Annotated in this window: 9 protein-coding genes; 7 read left to right on the top strand and 2 right to left on the bottom strand. The window is 61.5% G+C overall.

Annotated features, from left to right (window positions below):
- Window positions 1-16 precede the first annotated feature (16 nt).
- Genes QFZ91_RS15760 through QFZ91_RS15750 form a run of 3 tightly spaced genes read left to right on the top strand, consistent with a single transcriptional unit; the run spans window position 17 to window position 10,451 of the window.
- Window positions 17-8,254: a hemagglutinin repeat-containing protein gene (locus tag QFZ91_RS15760; protein WP_429567767.1), complete on the top strand. Its 8,238-nt coding sequence runs from the start codon at window positions 17-19 to the stop codon at window positions 8,252-8,254.
- An 11-nt stretch (window positions 8,255-8,265) separates the two neighbouring features.
- Window positions 8,266-8,643, top strand: coding sequence for a barstar family protein (locus tag QFZ91_RS15755; protein ID WP_429567766.1), 378 nt, complete (start codon window positions 8,266-8,268; stop codon window positions 8,641-8,643).
- A 56-nt stretch (window positions 8,644-8,699) separates the two neighbouring features.
- A complete protein-coding gene (locus QFZ91_RS15750; protein WP_429567765.1) occupies window positions 8,700-10,451 on the top strand; it encodes a ShlB/FhaC/HecB family hemolysin secretion/activation protein in 1,752 nt (583 codons plus the stop codon).
- Between the two features lie 213 nt (window positions 10,452-10,664).
- On the opposite strand, the gene QFZ91_RS15745 is transcribed toward QFZ91_RS15750, so the two are convergent.
- Together QFZ91_RS15745 and QFZ91_RS15740 are read right to left on the bottom strand one after the other, a co-directional pair.
- Entirely contained in the window at window positions 10,665-11,792 is a 1,128-nt protein-coding gene (locus tag QFZ91_RS15745) for a cytochrome-c peroxidase (protein WP_429567764.1), read from the bottom strand.
- 165 nt (window positions 11,793-11,957) lie between these two features.
- On the bottom strand, window positions 11,958-13,865 hold the full coding sequence (locus QFZ91_RS15740) for an alkaline phosphatase family protein (protein WP_429567763.1): 1,908 nt from the start codon (window positions 13,863-13,865) through the stop codon (window positions 11,958-11,960).
- Window positions 13,866-14,293: 428 nt separating this feature from the next.
- Here QFZ91_RS15740 and QFZ91_RS15735 point away from each other — a divergent pair, with 428 nt between their 5' ends.
- From QFZ91_RS15735 to QFZ91_RS15720, 4 genes are all read left to right on the top strand, one after another.
- Complete coding sequence (locus QFZ91_RS15735; RefSeq protein WP_429567762.1) at window positions 14,294-14,653, top strand: hypothetical protein; 360 nt, start codon at window positions 14,294-14,296, stop codon at window positions 14,651-14,653.
- The gene (locus QFZ91_RS15730) at window positions 14,653-15,486 is read left to right on the top strand and encodes a DUF4123 domain-containing protein (protein WP_429567761.1); all 834 of its coding nucleotides are present in this window, start codon (window positions 14,653-14,655) and stop codon (window positions 15,484-15,486) included. The genes QFZ91_RS15735 and QFZ91_RS15730 overlap by 1 nt, the downstream gene beginning before the upstream one ends.
- Before the next feature lie 239 nt (window positions 15,487-15,725).
- Window positions 15,726-16,109: a restriction endonuclease fold toxin 5 domain-containing protein gene (locus QFZ91_RS15725; protein ID WP_429567760.1), complete on the top strand. Its 384-nt coding sequence runs from the start codon at window positions 15,726-15,728 to the stop codon at window positions 16,107-16,109.
- A 7-nt stretch (window positions 16,110-16,116) separates the two neighbouring features.
- Entirely contained in the window at window positions 16,117-16,848 is a 732-nt protein-coding gene (locus QFZ91_RS15720; protein ID WP_429567759.1) for an immunity 52 family protein, read from the top strand.
- Window positions 16,849-16,944: the final 96 nt, after the last annotated feature.

Raw genomic sequence — 16,944 nt, 5'->3', positions numbered from 1 at the left:
AAAAGCGTCACGCAAAATGAATAAGAATATCTTCCGGCTGGTATTCAGCCGCTGTCGGGGCATGCTCGTTGCCGTCGCAGAAACAGCCGTCGCCCATGGCCGGACCGGTGACGGCGAACCCCGCGCGCCTTGCACTCCTGTTTTTATCACGCAGTTCGCGATGCGCCACGTGGCCTTTGCCGTGCTGGTATTCGCCGGATTCGCTCCCGCTCTGTCGGACGCACAGATCGTCCCCTCTGGCGCGAACGCGCCGAACGTGATCAGTACCGCGAACGGATTACCACAGGTGAACGTGAACCGGCCCTCTGGGAGTGGTGGCGTATCACTGAATACCTATTCGCAATTTGACATCTCGCGTTCAGGCGCGATTCTGAACAATTCACCCGTGATAACGGGCACGCAGCAGGCCGGGCAGATCAACGGCAACCCGAACTTCGGGACGAACCAGGCTGCGCGCATCATCGTGAACCAGGTCAACAGCAGCGCGGCGAGTCAGATCAACGGCATGCTCGAAGTGGCCGGGCAACGCGCAGAGGTGGTGATAGCTAACGGTTCCGGCATTTCGGTGAACGGCGGCGGCTTTCTGAATACCTCGCGCGCCATTCTGACGACAGGCACGCCGAACTTTGCCCCGGATGGTTCGCTCACGGGTTTTAATGTGACTCGCGGCAACATTACCGTGCAGGGAGCGGGACTCGACGGCTCGACTGTGAATCAGGTTGACCTGCTGGCCCGAGCGGTGCAGGTCAATGCGGAGGTGTACGCCGGGAAAAGCCTGAATGTCATCACCGGCGCAAACCAGATCGGTCACGACTCACTGGCGTTCACGCCGATTGCGGGCGACGGACCCGCACCGGCCGTCTCGATTGACGTGAGCCAGCTGGGCGGCATGTACAGCGGGCGGATTTTTCTGGCGAGCAACGAGTACGGTGTCGGTGTTTCGAACCTGGGCGTAATCGCCGCGCAGGCGGGCGACCTGACGCTGCAATCGAACGGCCTGCTGTCCCTCACCGGCAGGACCAGCGCAAGCGGCAATCTTGCCGCCACCGCTGGCGATATCCAGAACAGCGGCACGACCTACGCGCAGCAAAGCGCGATTCTCTCGGCCAGCGGTACGGTCACGAACAGCGGCATGGTGGCCGCGCAGCAAAATACAACCGTCAACGCCGCCAGCGTGAATTCAACTGGCGCGCTCGCGGCGGGCGTGAACGGCGACGGCTCGCTCGCGCGGACCGGCGACCTGAATGTAAGCGCATCCGGCGCTGTCACCGCAACCGGCCGCAATGTCGCGGGCGGCGATGTGAGCGTGAATGGCGCAGCGATCAATCTTGCGGGCGCGATCAGTTCGGCGAATGGCGCGCTTTCACTCGCTGCGAACAGCGGCGACCTGAACCTGTCGGGCGCGACCACGACGGCGGGCGGCGCGATCGAGGCGCGCGCGGCCGGCACGCTCATGAACGACAACGGTGCAATGTCATCGGGCGGCGCGCAGACCATCACGGCTGGCGCACTCTCGAACCGCAACGGCCAGATCGTTTCGGGTGGTCCGCTGACGGCTAACGTGACAGGTGCTGCGTCGAACGCGGGCGGCACGATGCAGGCGGCGGAGGCGCTAACGGCGAACGCAGGCAGCCTCGACGATACGGCAGGCCACATCGCCTCACTCAATGGCGATGGCCTGAGCGTTGTCACAACCGGCCTGCTGAACAACGGCGCGGGCGGCACCATCGGTGGCAACGGGAGCGTGACCGCGCGGGCCGGGCAGCTTGCCAACGCGGGCTCGATCACGGCAGTGCAGTCGCTGATTGCTGACGCCGTGCAGACGCTATTCAACGGCGGCATCCTGGCCGCCAACGGCAACACGACCGTCTCGGCGGGCACGGTGCTGACCAGTTCCGGCACAATCGCAGCCGGCCAGCTGGCGAGCGCAAGTGCCACGACAATCGACAACAGCTCGGGCGCGATCAGCGCGAATCAGATTGCGCTGCACGGAACGAATCTCGTCAACCACGGCGGCACGATCACGCAGACCGGAACCGGCGCGACGACGCTCGACGTGACCGGTGCGCTCGACAACTCGGCAGGCGGCACACTCCAGACCAACAGCACGGACCTGACGCTTGCACCGGCCGCGCTCGACAACGACGGCGGCACGATTACGCATGCGGGTACCGGCACGCTGACGATTACGCCGGGTAACGGTGCCGGGTCAATCTCGAACGTCGACGGAACGATCATCACCGCCGGTCAGATCGCCGCACAGGCCGGGAGTCTGAACAACGCGACGGGCGTGTTCGCCGCGCAGGGCAATATCGCGGCGAGCATCGCAGGCAATATCAACAATACGCAGGGCGCGATGCGCTCGCTCACGTCCCTCTCGCTCGCCAGTGGCGGCGTGCTGACGAATACGAACGGACAGATCCAGTCGGGCACGGGCGCGGCGGGCGATGCGGGCACGCTCGGCGTTCAGGCTGCGTCGATCGACAATACGAACGGTCTCATCAGCAACCTCGGCACGGGCGATGCGACCTTGCAGGGTGGCAGCCAGATCGTCAACAGCGGCGGTGTCATGACGGGTAACGGTCATGTGGCCGTCGACACGTCATCGCTCTCCAATACGCAGGGCGGTCAACTGAGCGGCGCGAGCCTCGCGGTTCAGGCGGATACCGTCGACAACAGCGGCGGCAGGATCGGCAGTTTTGCGGGCTCGACCGGCGACGTTGCCATCACGACGACCGGCGCGGTGATGAACGCGAACGGCCAGATTGGCGCGACGCATGATCTGTCCGTGAATGCCGCGACGCTGACGGGCGGTGGTACCTACAGCGCGGCTCATGACGTGGCAGTGAGCGTTCAGGGCGATTTCGCGCCCACGCCCGAGGTGCAGTTCAACGCCGGTCATGACCTGTCCTTCACCCTGCCGGGCACGTTCAGCAATGGCGCGCTGGTTGAGGCGGCGAACAACCTGAACGTCCATGCCGCCGATGTCCGGAACAGCGGTGTCATGATGGCGGGCGGCACGCTCGCGACGCACTCGGACACGCTGGAAAATACGGGCGTGATGGTCGGCGGCAGCGTCTCGCTGAACGCCACGCAATCGATCACGAACGTCGGGTCGACCGCGCTGATCGGTGCGACGGACAGTAACGGCACGCTCGACCTGCTCGCGCCCGATATCGAGAACCGCGACGACACCACGACGACCGATACGCAGGCGACCACCGCGATTTACGGTCTCGGCAAGGTCGTGCTGGCGGGTGGAAAAAACGCGGACGGCAGTTATACCAACGCGAACCTGATCAACAACGTCTCGGCGCTGATCCAGTCCTCGGGCGACATGGGGCTGTACGCGACCCAGGTCACGAACACGCGGCGCGTGATGACGACCGACGGGTCCTACGTGGAGCCGCTGGACGCGAGTTCCCCGCTTGTCCAGGCGCTGGGTATCAGCCTGTCCGGCTGCGCGGCCATTGACATGGCGGCATGCGGTCCGGGCAATCCGCAGGTCCAGGGCCTCCAGTTTGATCCGAATGCCTCTAACTACGATCCCGCCGCCATCGCCGCGGCGCAGGCGCAGCCAGGCGGCATGCCGGTCAATCCGCCGCACGGCGGCCAGTGGAACAGCACCTACCAGTACACGACCTATACGGGCGTGGCGCTCGCGAACCTCATCACGGGGATCAGCCCGCAGGCGCAGATCATCGCCGGGGGCAACCTCGATGCGTCGAACGTCGACACCTTCCAGAACTACTGGAGCGCCGTTGCTGCGGCTGGCAGCATCGCCGCGCCCGTGACGCTCGACCAGAATAGCTGGCGCGGGCAACTTGCGCCCGGCCTGCAGGTAACCTATTCAGGCCAGTATCACTACAACAATTACGACAACACCGAATACAACTGGCAGTTGCCGTTCGGCAACGCGACGTTCGTGACCTCCAATCCGGGCGGCTACCAGGTCGCGCCGGCTGACATCCGCACCTACGCGCTGCCGAGCTACGAATCGACGTTTGTCGCAGGCAGCACGCTTTCCGGCACGGGCGTGAACATCGATAACACGGCGGGTAACGCCGGGATGTCTTCGCCCGGTCTTGTGCCCGGCCAGTCGCTGGGCGGCGTGACTGTTGGCGGAATCAGCGGCGGCGGTCTGGTCAATCCGGTCATCGCCAGTGCGACTGCGCAGAACGTGCTGCAAAACCTCTCGATTCCCCAGGGCGGACTGTTCAGCCCTGCGAGCGCACCGGGCGCAACCTACCTGATCGAGACCAACCCGGCGTTCACGAACCAGAAGTCATTCATATCGAGCGACTACTACCTGCAACAGCTTGGCTTGAATCCGCAGACGACGGAAAAGCGCCTGGGCGACGGGTTCTACGAACAGCAACTGGTCCGGAACCAGATTACGTCGCTCACTGGCAAGGCGGTACTCGGTCCGTACACCGACCTTCAGTCGATGTATCAGGCTCTGCTCGACGCGGGCGCGTCGCTGTCGAAGTCGCTCGATCTGCCGCTCGGCATGAGCCTGTCGGCTGAGCAGGTGGCCGCGCTCACGAGTAACGTCATCATCATGCAGACCGAGACCGTCAACGGGCAACAGGTACTCGTACCGGTCGTCTACCTCGCGAAGGCCAGCCAGCAGGACATGAACGGGCCGTTGATTGCGGCGACCGACATCGACCTTCAGAACACGCAGACGTTCACGAATAGCGGCACGGTGCAGGCAGGCAATACGCTGTCGATCCAGGGCCAGCAGATCGGCAACGCGTTCGGCAAGCTGCAAAGCGGCGGGCTGATGTCGCTGGCGACCACTGGCAATGTGGACCTGACCTCGGCCACCGTGAATGCGGGCAGCCTCGCGCTGAACGCGGGCGGCAACCTGATCCTCAATACCGCGGTGAATACCGTCGATCAGGTCAGCGCGACGGGAGCGACGCGTACCACGACCGCGCTCGGCCCCATCGCGAACCTCAACGTCAAGGGCGACGCGGCAATTGTGACGGGTGGCAACCTTGAGCAGAACGGCGGCAACCTGAACGTGGGCGGCAACCTCGGCATGGCCGTTGGCGGCAACTACGAGATCGGCTCGGTGCAGACCGGCGAGCATAAGGTGGTCGCGGGCGCGAACGGCGTATCGGATACCGACTTCAACCAGACGACAGGCAGTTCGATTAACGTAGGCGGCGTCTCACAGATCGGCGTGGGCGGCAACCTGACCGCGACGGGCGCTGATATCAACCTGGGCGGTGGCGGGACGGTTGCGGCGAACGGCGAAGTCACGCTCCAGGCAGCGAAGGCGACCTCGACCGTCGACAGCAGCAGTTCCGGTAGCGATAGCCACGTCAGCTATTCAGCGTCGCAGCATACATCGGCCGATACCCTGACGGGGACGACGCTCCGTGCCGGAGATTCACTGACCGTTGCATCGGGCCACGATCTCAACCTCATCGGCAGCGCGATTAGTCTCGACCAGGGGACGGCGACGCTGGCGGCGGCGAACAACGTCAACATCGGCGCGGCCACCGCGACCTATGTCGACAATTCGCAGGAACAGCACAGCCACAGCAATATCGTGAGCGGCAAGGAAGTCGCGAGTTCGAGCCACACCACCGCCACGCTCTCGCAGGGCAGCCTAGTTTCCGCAGACGCCGTGACTATCGCCAGCGGTAACGACATCAATGTGAAAGGCAGCACGATTGTCGGTACGAACGATGTCGCGCTCAGTGCAGTGCATGACGTGAATATCACGACGTCACAGGACACCATGCAGTCGTCCAGCAGCTATGAGGAGACGCAAACGGGGCTGGGAACGAGCGGCCTGAGCGTGACGGTCGGCACCAACAAGCTCGCGACGATCAGTGAGGCATCGGGTGTCACGAACAACGCGAGCACGGTCGGTTCGCTGAACGGCGACCTGTCGATCCAGGCGGGTAACACCCTGCACGTCACCGGCAGCGATCTTGTCGCGGGCGGGAACCTCGCTGGAACGGCGGCGAACGTCATCATCGATGCGGCCACCGATACCTCGCACCAGGCGCAGACGCAGAAGACGAGCAGCAGCGGCCTCACGATTGGTCTGGCGGGTTCGGTCGGCGATGCGATCAACAACGCGTATTCGGAAAGTCAGGCGGCGAAGAATTCGGCCAGCACGGGCAACGACCGTGCTGCCGCTTTGCACAGCATTGCGGCGGCGGGCGATGCAGCGATAGCGGGGATGGGGGCGAAAACCCTGGCCGATGGTGGCAAGCCCGACATCGGCATCAAGGTCAGTATCGGGTCCAGCAAAAGCGAAAGCCAGTCGTCGGAAGATCAGACGATGCAGCGGGGCTCCAGCGTGCAGGCAGGCGGCACGGCGGGATTCGTGGCAACGAATGGCGACCTGACTGTCGCCGGCTCGAACGTCAGCGCGAACGATGTCATTCTGGCGGCGAAAAACCAGGTGAACGTCATCAACACGACCGACACCGATTCGACGCGTAGCTCGAACAGCTCCAGCAGTGCAAGCGTTGGCGTGCAGTACACGCTCGGCGGCGGCTTCGGCGTCTCCGCAGCGATGGCGAACGCGCATGGCGACGCGAACAGCGACGCGTCGATCCAGAACGCGTCACATGTGAACGGCGCGAACAGCGTCACGGTGATATCGGGCGGCGACACGAACATCATCGGCTCGCAGGTCAACGGCAGGCAGATCGCGGCCGACGTAGGCGGCAACCTGAATATCGTGAGTGTGCAGGACGTGACGAACAGCGCCGCGCACCAGAGCAGCACGGGCGGCGGTTTCACGATCAGCCAGGGTGGCGCCAGCGCCAGCTTCAGCGCGCAGAACGGCCATGCCGATTCAAACTATGCAGGTGTCAACGAACAGGCTGGCATTAGTGCGGGAGATGGCGGGTTCAACATCAACGTCAAGGGCAATACGGACCTGACGGGCGGTGTGATATCGAGCACGGCCGACGCGTCGAACAACAGCCTAACGACCGGCACGCTCACGTTCAGTGATATCCAGAACCAGTCGCACTACAGCGCCAACAGCAACGGTATCAGTGCGGGCGTGGGCTTCGGTGGTAACACCGGCAAGGCGGTTGGCCCAGGTTCGGTGAGCGGCCATCCGGGCGTGTCGCCGATGATTTCACAGAACGAAAGCGGTGACGAGAGCGCGACCACGCGCAGCGCGATTAGCGCGGGCACGATCAACGTGACGAACGGCGCGGGCCAGACGCAGGACGTTGCGAACCTGTCGCGCGACACGACGAACACGAACGGCACGGTTGCGAAAACGCCGGACGTGAACGCGATCCTGAACCAGCAGGCCGACACGATGCAGGCCGCGCAGGCGGCGGGTCAGGCGGTGTCGCAAGGCATCGGCGCGTATGCGGACATGAAGCGTGATGACGCGCTCGACGCAGCAAAAACCGCCTACAAGAACGGCGACCTTGACGGCATGGCGGCGGCGCTGGCCGACTTCGATTCGTGGAGTGAGGGAGGCGATGCCAGAGCGGGCCTCCACTTCGCGGGCGGTGCGCTGATCGGCGGCCTGAGTGGTGGCGCGTTCGGCGCGGTGGGCGGCGCAGCAGGCGCGGCGATTTCTTCGAAGCTGGCTGACCAGATGAAGGGGCTCCGCGATTCGGTATCGGGTGCGACCGGTTCGTCGCTGATCGGCAATCTGGCGGGGAATATTGCGTCGGGTCTTGCGGGCGCAGCGGTTGGTGGCACGGCGGGCGCGGCGATGGCATCGAACGTGAACCTGTACAACGCCGCGAACGACAAGAACGACACCGAGGCGAAGAAGGAGGCGCAGGAACTGAAGCAGGCGCTTGACAAGGAGCGCGCGATGCTTGGGCAACAGGGCGGATATGTATCACCAGGGACGGGAGTCGCTACGGTCCCGTCCACTGCGCTAGCGGCTGGGGCCGCAGCGGCAGGTAAAGCTACTTCGGGGAAGACGTCGATGATCGCTGGTGCTACGGTTACGGACAAATTCACTGGAACGAGTTATCAAGGAATCGTAGATTTGCAGCCTACGCTTGATCGGATCGCGAGCGGCGGCACACCAATTTCTCGCAATGATGGAACCGTCTTCCAAAATAGGCCCGTGAACGGTGTTCAGAGCTTGCCCGCCCAGGCACCTGGCTACTACACCGAGTATGTTGTTACTACGCCCGGAGTTAGCGGCCCAGGTCCGCAGCGCATCGTTACTGGTCAAGGCGGGGAAATCTATTACACCCCCGACCACTATCAAACATTTGTTCCCGTGAAGAAATAAGGCAGATCACTATGAACGTTTTCACTTTCGTCCGAGATACAGGGGAGTTTCGAGCTTCTGATGCCTGTATTGGAAGAATCGCCGGGGATATCCGCACAGCACAGCAACTGTTTGAGCGATATGCTGCGGCCCTCTCGTTTCCCAGCTACTTCGGCTTTAACTGGAACGCACTCTTTGACTGCCTCCGCGATTTTCATTGGATCAATGAAGCTAAAGTTGTCGTGGTCCACGATGATTTGCCCGGACTATTGGCTGAAGAGATGAGAACGTATCTTGAGGTGCTGCGGGATGCAATTTGTGACTGGAGACCCGGCGAGGCGCACTCACTTCAAGCTGTATTCAATGAACGAGATCGCCATGTTATTGACGCGGCATTGTCCACACACTAAGCCCAGAGGCTCTCAGCGCACGCGATACGCGCTGGCCTAAACTCATCTGTACTGTTATGAGAATTCAAAAGAGGCTAGCGGCATTGCCGCTCACAGCCCTGATAACGCTCGCGCACGCGCAGCAGACGCCGACGCCTGCGGATACCGCAGCAGCGGCACGCGCCAACGCCGAGCAGAACCAGCAGGTCGAGCAGCAACGCAATGCACAGGAACGCGACGCTACTGTCAATGCGCCTTCGGTGCGCTCGACCGTTGAGCGCGCCTCTGGCTGGCCGGATCTGCCGGCTGAAACGCCGTGCTTCCGCATTGACTCGTTCGTGCTTGACGTGCCAGCGACGCTACCTGATGCCGTGCGCTCGCAAGGCGCATCCGCGTTGCCGCTCGACCGCTTCGCGTTCGCCCGCGAATGGCTCGACCACTACACGGGACAATGCGTGGGCAAGGCAGGACTCGACACGCTCACGAAGGGACTGCAACAGGTCATCCTGAGCCGGGGCTACATCACCACGCGCGTGCTGCTGCCAGAGCAGGACCTCTCTACCGGCGCGCTGAAGTTCGCGCTGGTGCCGGGTGTTGTGCGTGCGATCCGCTTCGCCGAACCTGCCACGCGCGGCACGTGGAAAACCGCCTTCCCGGCCCGCGAGGGTGACCTGCTGAACCTGCGCGACCTCGAACAGGGACTCGAGCAGATGAAGCGCGTCAGCAGCCAGGACGTGGACATGAAAATCGAGCCAACGGATGTACCTGGCGAAAGCGACATTGTCGTCACGGTAAAGCGCGTGAAGCCGTGGACGGTGGTCGCCTCGGTGGACAACTCGGGCACGCGGGCCACCGGCAAGCTGCAAGGCAACCTGAGCCTGGGCATCGACAATCCGCTCGGGCTGAACGATATTTTCAACGTCGGTGTGAGTCAGGACCTTGAATTCGGCGACAAGGGTCTCGGCTCGCACGGCTGGAACGGTTCCTACTCGATTCCGTGGGGCTACTGGACTGGCACGCTGTCAGCCTATACGAACACGTACTATCAGCAGATCGCGGGCGTCAACACGACTTTCGTGTCCAGCGGCAATTCGCAGACGGTCGATTTGAAACTGGCGCGTGTCCTCATGCGCAGCCAGAACAACGTACTCGGCGCGCAGTTCAGGCTCACGAAGCGCTTCGGTGAAAGCTTTATTGAAGACACCGCTATCCCGCAGCAGCGGCGCAACAACACCTTCATCGAGGCGGCGCTGACCGATCGTCATTACTTCGGCGCGTCGCAGTTCGACGGCAGTCTCGCGTACCGTCAGGGTGTGGACGGACTTGGGGCGACACCAGACTTCTACGAGAATGGCCCGACCTACCGCTTCCGCATGGCCGTCCTCGACGCGAACCTGTCGGTGCCGTTCCAGATCGCGAACCAGCCGCTACGCTGCGTCACAACCGTTCACGGCCAGTTCACCAACAACACGCTCAACTATATCGATGACCTGACCATCGGCAGCCGCTACACGGTGCGCGGCTTCGACGGCGAAACGATGCTCGCGGCCGAACGCGGTTTCTTCTGGCGCAATGAGTTGCGGCTACCGGTTGGATCGACGGGCCAGTCTGTGTATGCCGGTATCGACTACGGCCGCGTGTTCGGGCCGAACACCGCATTTCTCGCCGGTACCCAACTGGCGGGCGCGGTGATCGGTGTGCGCGGCAGCGCATCGGCAAAGACAGGTGCGCTCGCCTATGACCTCTTTGCAGGTACGCCCATCTATAAACCATCCGGCCTTCCAACTGCGCGCGTGACGCTCGGATTCCAGGTGACGGGGCAGTTCTGACAGACCGTCTTCGCCGTTTCCGCGCAGTTGCCGCAACTTCCCCACTGGCTCCCCACGGGACGCGTTTTAACGACCGCTGCAACCGTCTCAATCGCTGGAAGCCTTCTTCCGGCGGCGGTACGCGCGCCGAAACCCCGTTCCAAAACCACTGGTTGTTTCGGCGCTTCGTCCCCTCTACGCCTGGATCTGTTGAATCGGTATTCCGCCGCGAGCTCAATGCGCCGCGATCTTTTTGTTCGCCTCTGCTGCGTCGCTGTCGTTCAATGTCTCCAGAAAGGCGATCACGTCGCGGATATCGCTGTCCGACCAGACCGGCTTGCCGCCTTTGTGATTCGTCATCGGCGCGGTGCGATGGTCGACGTTGCTCTGGTATTGCACCGGCAGGTCGTCGAACTGCTGCTTGCCACCGGCATGCGGATACCACTTGCCCGGGTTCGTGTCGCGTTGCACGTAAAAGCGCAAAGCATCTTCGAGCGTGTGGAAGCGGCCGTTATGGAAAAACACCTGGCGGGTTGCGGTGTTGCGCAGCGTGGGCGTTCTGAACATGCCGCAGTACCACTTGTTGTCGGTCTTGTCGGTCCGCATCGGGCCGCACAAACCCAAGTCGTAGTACTTCGGATCGGCGTTGGCCGGAATCTCCGGGTTGCGTGGCACGCCCAGTGTCTGGAAGTTGTAGTCGGAAAGCGTCGGATGCGCACCGGCCGCGCCCTTGCCGACCAGGTGACACGATGCGCAGTTGCCTCGCTCGGGATCGACGAACAGGCTGAAGCCCCGCGCCTCCTGCGCGGTGAACTGCGCCTTGCCGTCCAGCACGCGATCGAACTTGCTGTCGAACGGCTGGAAGCTCGGATCGTCGAACTGGAAGCGCTCCAGCGACTTGCCGAGCGCCGCGAGCGCGTCGGCCGGACGCGAGAAGATGTCGTCACCGAACACGGCACGAAAACGCGCAGCGTAAGCGCTCCTGCTCAATCTGCTCGCGACCGCGGCAGCGTCCGCGTTGGCCATCTCGTCGGGATTCAAAAGCGGGAACGCGGCCTGGTCTGCCGGGCGGTCGAAGCGCCCATCCCAGGTGTAGCCGCCGGAAGGCATGTTGTCGCCATCCTCCATGCGTTCCTTGGCGCTGCTCGCATACGTGTGCGTCCAGATCGGCACGCGCCGCAGATAGCGCAGCGATGGCACGGCACGCGTGCCGTAGTGCTTCATATCGGCGCCGCCCAGTTGCACGGCGAGGCCATTGGGCGGCCCATAGGCACGATCAGGGCTGTGACAGCTCGCACACGACTGGCGGCCCGATGCCGACAGCGACGGATCGAAAAAGGCCAGCTTGCCGATCTCGGCCATGTCCTTGTTGGAAGGCGCTGCGGAAGTTGCCGCGGGGGGTGTCGCGGCGGCAGCGGCGCTGATCGCCTCTTCCCTGGGGCCGCAGGCCGTGAGGAAGAAACTCGCAACGAGAAAAAGGGCCGCCCCCCGGGCGGTCCCTTTCGTAAAGTGCAAAGCCATCGATCTTTACTGAGTGAAGATGTCGGAGCCGAAGGCCGTCAGATTCACATCGTTTGCATAGCCCAGATACTGCGGAATACCGAATATGTTTTCCAGGCTCTTGAGCAGCGAGTAGTGGTTGTAGCCCGTAGCCGTGGTCGTACCCGCCTTGATGAACGGTGACAACAGCACGGCCCCGGTGCGGTCGCCGCCCACGCCGTTGTAGTGCATGCCGAGGCTGAACGTGGTGGCCGTCGGGAATGCTGCCGTCAGCGCCGAAGCACTTGCCGAACCAAGCAATCCCGCAGCAGCGGAAATCGGATAGTTCGCCATCAGGAACTCGTCCTCGGGACGCGTCACGTTAGGACCGCTCTGCTGGCTGGCGGTCGACGCGCCAGTCAGGTTGATCATCAGTTGCAGCGTCGTGCCGTTGAGGGACGGGCTATAACCGCCGCTGGACGCATTCGACTCATCGAAGTTGATGACGATCAAACCATCGCGCTGGTAAGCCGGCGAAGCCTGGATGATAGGAATCCACTTTTTCAGGAACGCGTCGATCGAAGTCAGACCGCCCGGTGCGCCGCTCTTGCAGCCCTTGCCTGCCGCGCCCGTGCCGTCCCCGTCATGCCCGTCATCGCACAGGTTCGGCGTGATGAACACGAGGTTCGGCGTGGTGTCGATCGACTTCAGATCGTTTTCCAGGTTTGCGTCCAGATTCACGACGTGCTGATCGCAATATTCGATGTCGTCGATGATCGAGTGAAAGTACACGAACGGATTGTGACGCGTTGCGTAGGCGTCCGCGATGACGTCGCCGGACGCGGAACCCGCCGAAGCCGACTGCGTACCGTCGACCGCCTTGGCGGGATCAGTGCCCGCCAGCTTCGCGGTACGGGTCGGGAAGCTGCACGTCTTCGTGCCGTCGCGGTTCAGGTCGTTACCCATGTCGCCCATGTAGCCCTTCCAGGCGAACTTGGCGCTATCGAGCTGGTTGGCAAGTGTCTTGACGCGCGCCGGATACACACAGCCGCCACCGGCGTGACCGTTCGCATCCGTGCCAGCCTTGAGCAGCTTGGCACCGTTGACCGGATCGGTGTAGTCGCCGGCATCGACGATGTCGGACCAGAGCGCGAAGCAGTCGGTCTCGGTATCCACCGTCGAGGGCTGACCGCTCATCATCGAGATGTAGTTATCGAGGCTGACGTGACCCGTACCGTAGTAGTTGGTCAGCATCGCGCCCTGCGTCGCGAGCGACTTCAGGTAAGGGTCCTGGCCACTGGTGGCCGCAGTCGTGCCAAAAGACTCCTCGTAGTCCTTGTTTTCCATCGTGATCACGAAAACGTGGCGCACCGCTTTTGCGCCGACCACCGCTTTGATGTAGTTGTCGCTTGCGGTCTTCAGGCTGGCAAGGCTGCTGTCGCTGTTGAAGTCGCCGAGCAGCTTGTCGGCCGGCACGCTGCCGTACCTGGCTGCGAGCGTGCTCTTTGCGTCGTCGAGCGTGGCGCCGCCCGCCACCAGTTGAGCCAGTTGCGTGGTGATGGCGCTGACGGTGCCCGTCGCGCCCTTGGGCGCGCGGAAGAACGTGCCGGAACCGAACTGGGTGCCCATGTTGTTGCCATTGGCATCGTTTTCCTGCGCGTTGGTCAGATCGGCGACCACATTCTTCCAGCCGCCGTTGCTCGCGTCGCCAATGGAGAATTTGCCCTTGGCATCGGTCACCGCATAGGGCTCGCCGCTATCGCACTTGCCGTTGTCATTGAGGTCGAGACAGACCTTCGCATTCTGGATGTAGCTGCCGAGCACCTGGCCCGACACCTGGGGAACCATGCTGTTGCTGCCGCCGCACGCGCTCAGGCCCGCCGCCACACCGATGCTGGCCAGCAGCGCATAAGCGCTCACCCGCAACATCCGACTCTTGTTCTTTGAAAAATCCATACGATGTCAATCCTCTACGCGCTGGACGGATGTCGTCTTATCGAAACCTCGCCCGATTATTGGAGTTATTGCTCGGCGGCAGTGTAAGAACGTTACGTGACAATTCCATTGCATGTTTGAAAGCAATGCACTTTGACACACCACGGAGTCGACGATTACGCACCCGCTAACCCGAAAGGCCGTTAATGGTCGGCTGCCGCATTTGAGTTGGAGTACTGCCCGGCGTCAGTTCCTTCGATAAGGGCGGGGCCCAATGCCGCCTTTTTTAGTCATCCTGCGTGAGCAGGAATATGCAATAGAAATAGAGATACCCGACACGATAGTAAATAGTTGTCAAAAAGGTTTTATCTCAATTTAAAGCCGTTGACCGTGCTGCGTTTTCGATGGTTAATTCGTCGGGTGTATTCTGGAAAGACAGCAGAGGTCAGATGGAAAAACAGAAGCAGGATGAAACCCGCGGCATGGAAGAGTGCCAACTTTGCCGCATCACCTATTCCATCTACTCAAACTTCCCGCCAATGCCGTCGGCAATGGCGCTGAACGCTGAAACCGGCGAATGGTTTCCGTTCGATAGTTTGAAGTCGTATGCAACCGGCTATGAGATGGCCGAAGCCCTGGGTTACGCATGGGCGTGCAATTGTCGCGGACGCTCCCCGGATACTCCACTGAAAAAAGGTCCGTCATTGGTTTATGGCGCAACGCCCCGGCCGGTGCTTCCGCAGTCGTCTATCTGTCTCGATTACATGATCCGCGCTGCCGGGCAAGGTGCGATGACCCTGGAGCGCTGATGATTCCCGCCTCTGTCAATGAACAGCTTCGCCAGTACGGGCAATGGCGCTACAGCGGCCACGTGCTGGCGCTGGTGGACGGTATCCAGTACCAGCAGCATACCGGCCAGCAACTCACGGCCGAAACCGATCGGGCGGTTTCGCTGTTCGCGGGAACGCACGAGATGGCACTCGCACACGCGGGGCCGTGGCTGCTTGATCCGAAGATGGCGCGCGATTTTATTGCGGATCTGCGCGAACTCGAACAGGCCCGCCCTGGCGTGATCTGGCTGAGTACCTCGGAGAGCCTTGAGCGGCAGGCCGAAAAGCTGCGCCCGCACCTGCATACTCGAATACCAAAAGGAAGGCCGGCCCTGCTGCGCTTCTGGGACCCGAGGGTGCTGCATGCGCTCGATGCGGTATGCCGCGGCAAGAGCGGGCGTGAGCTTTTCAGGGCTGCCGACACGTGGCACTACCTCAACGAAGGACGACGGTTCACCATCGACGACAATGGAATTTACCGAAGGACAATGGCGCTTCTGAAAGTCTATGAAGACCGCAACTACGTGGACTTTATCCGCGGACATATCGTGCTCGATTATCCCGCGCTGGCCAATGATCCGACCTTGCGCGATCGGCTTGATGGGGCCTTTGCGCAGACAAGGATGCTCCGTTTTACACATGACGGGCCGATAGTCGATTTCCTGTATGTGGAAGCAACCACGCCGGGGTTTTACTGGATTCCGGAGGTCATAGCATGGCTGCACAAGCCCGGGGTTGCGGCTGAACAGCGATTCGAAATGCTGATGCAGGCAACGCGAAAAAGACAACAGGAAATGAAGGAGAAACGTTGATGGCTATTCCATTCCCGGCGACGCTCGCAGACGCAGCACACGCAATGGCGCAGGCAACGCCTATGCCTGTTCCGGTCCCTGCTATCGCACCGTCTGCTGGTCCTGCGGGCAGCAGCGGCACGGGTGCGCGTGCAGACGGCGGATGGGGCGAACTAGCGCGTGACCGGTCCCGCGAACGCGAAAGGCCGTGCAAGTGCCCGCCTGAGAAAGGCGGCGAAAAGGTGCAAAGGAATCACAGCATGAATCCTGAACCGCGACGCTACCAAGCCCGTGTTACAGGGTTTGACTATGGAATTGTGACGGACGCGAAGGGCAGGGAAACCAGCCAGGGCTGGAATATGGAGTGGGCGTGGCTTGGCACAGACTTTGATGGATTTCAACCGTCGCAATGTCTCTTGCAGGAAGCAAAGGGGAATTACGACCAATTTATTGGCGCAGACGATAGACCAAAGCCGTTTTTTGTGGGCTTTAAAAGAATGGCGGATCAAATATTTGATCAAGGGACTACAGTGCGCGCAAATCGTCCGGCAAGGCTCACGTGGTATTTTCAGACCCCGAAGACGAGGGAATATATGATTTCCACGCTTCGAGCCGCTGGTGTGCCATCAGTCAATCAACCCTGATCCACTCATGAATCTGTTTGAACAACATCGAGATAGTAGCGTCATCCCCTCTTCAGCGTTTGAGTTTCATATTCGCCGACTGCGTCCGCTTATTGATTTGATGACGCAAAAGGACAGGACTTTGGCCAATTGGTATATGCAAGCCGATACCATCACGGAGGCTTTGCAGTGCAAGGTTTACGAAAATAATGAGCCCTCCGAGGCGGCCGTTCTTTCGCTAGCCGATGAATATAAGGGAAAAGCTTCGAATGTCACGAAATCAATCGGCATCTGGAATGGTGTTGAATCGGGGGGCGAAGGGGCCACCGCTTATGTTTCGTTCGATGGAGGAGGGGTAATTTCTCAAATGCTTGATTTAGAAATTGGCGAGAAGAATCTCAATTCCTCAAGATTGGGTGAATATAAATCCGTTGCCGAGATTGTGGCGAAGACGGTTGAGATTTACGCGTCACTTTACGTGACTTTTGGGCCGCGCAAGTACACGACCGAAGTCGTCTTCGATGATCGTCTTGCCGTAAGCTGGATGCTCTACCTTCCGCACGTTCTCACGCAGGCCCAAGTGCCCGAAGCGCGCGACCTTATCCCTGTCATGCGCGATGGCAAGCAGCAAGGCACGATCGTCGTCAGCGTGACGGATGAAGTCTTCGATGTGCGCAACCGGGAGCACGTCAAGGCGGCTAACGATATCGAAATCCGCCTCGCCGATCAGGACCTGTTGCCACGTTTCGTTGATCTCTGAGTTCGGCTCGCTATTCCCGCTTTTGCGGGGTTTTGCCTGCGAAAAGGCCCGCGCCGCAGCGGGGCCTTTTCTACGTCACGCGAGGATCCACCGATT

It is taken from the genome of Paraburkholderia sp. JPY419 (assembly GCF_050435705.1).
Classification (GTDB): Bacteria; Pseudomonadota; Gammaproteobacteria; order Burkholderiales; family Burkholderiaceae; genus Paraburkholderia; species Paraburkholderia youngii.
This window is presented reverse-complemented; position numbering and strand designations above follow the sequence as displayed.

Bases quoted from the DNA above. Each gene is read 5' to 3' on its own strand.
- QFZ91_RS15760 (WP_429567767.1), top strand. From the start codon at position 17: ATGAATAAGAATATCTTCCGGCTGGTATTCAGCCGCTGTCGGGGCATG.
- QFZ91_RS15755 (WP_429567766.1), top strand. From the start codon at position 8,266: ATGAACGTTTTCACTTTCGTCCGAGATACAGGGGAGTTTCGAGCTTCT.
- QFZ91_RS15750 (WP_429567765.1), top strand. From the start codon at position 8,700: ATGAGAATTCAAAAGAGGCTAGCGGCATTGCCGCTCACAGCCCTGATA.
- QFZ91_RS15745 (WP_429567764.1), bottom strand. From the start codon at position 11,792: ATGGCCGAGATCGGCAAGCTGGCCTTTTTCGATCCGTCGCTGTCGGCA.
- QFZ91_RS15740 (WP_429567763.1), bottom strand. From the start codon at position 13,865: ATGGATTTTTCAAAGAACAAGAGTCGGATGTTGCGGGTGAGCGCTTAT.
- QFZ91_RS15735 (WP_429567762.1), top strand. From the start codon at position 14,294: ATGGAAAAACAGAAGCAGGATGAAACCCGCGGCATGGAAGAGTGCCAA.
- QFZ91_RS15730 (WP_429567761.1), top strand. From the start codon at position 14,653: ATGATTCCCGCCTCTGTCAATGAACAGCTTCGCCAGTACGGGCAATGG.
- QFZ91_RS15725 (WP_429567760.1), top strand. From the start codon at position 15,726: ATGAATCCTGAACCGCGACGCTACCAAGCCCGTGTTACAGGGTTTGAC.
- QFZ91_RS15720 (WP_429567759.1), top strand. From the start codon at position 16,117: ATGAATCTGTTTGAACAACATCGAGATAGTAGCGTCATCCCCTCTTCA.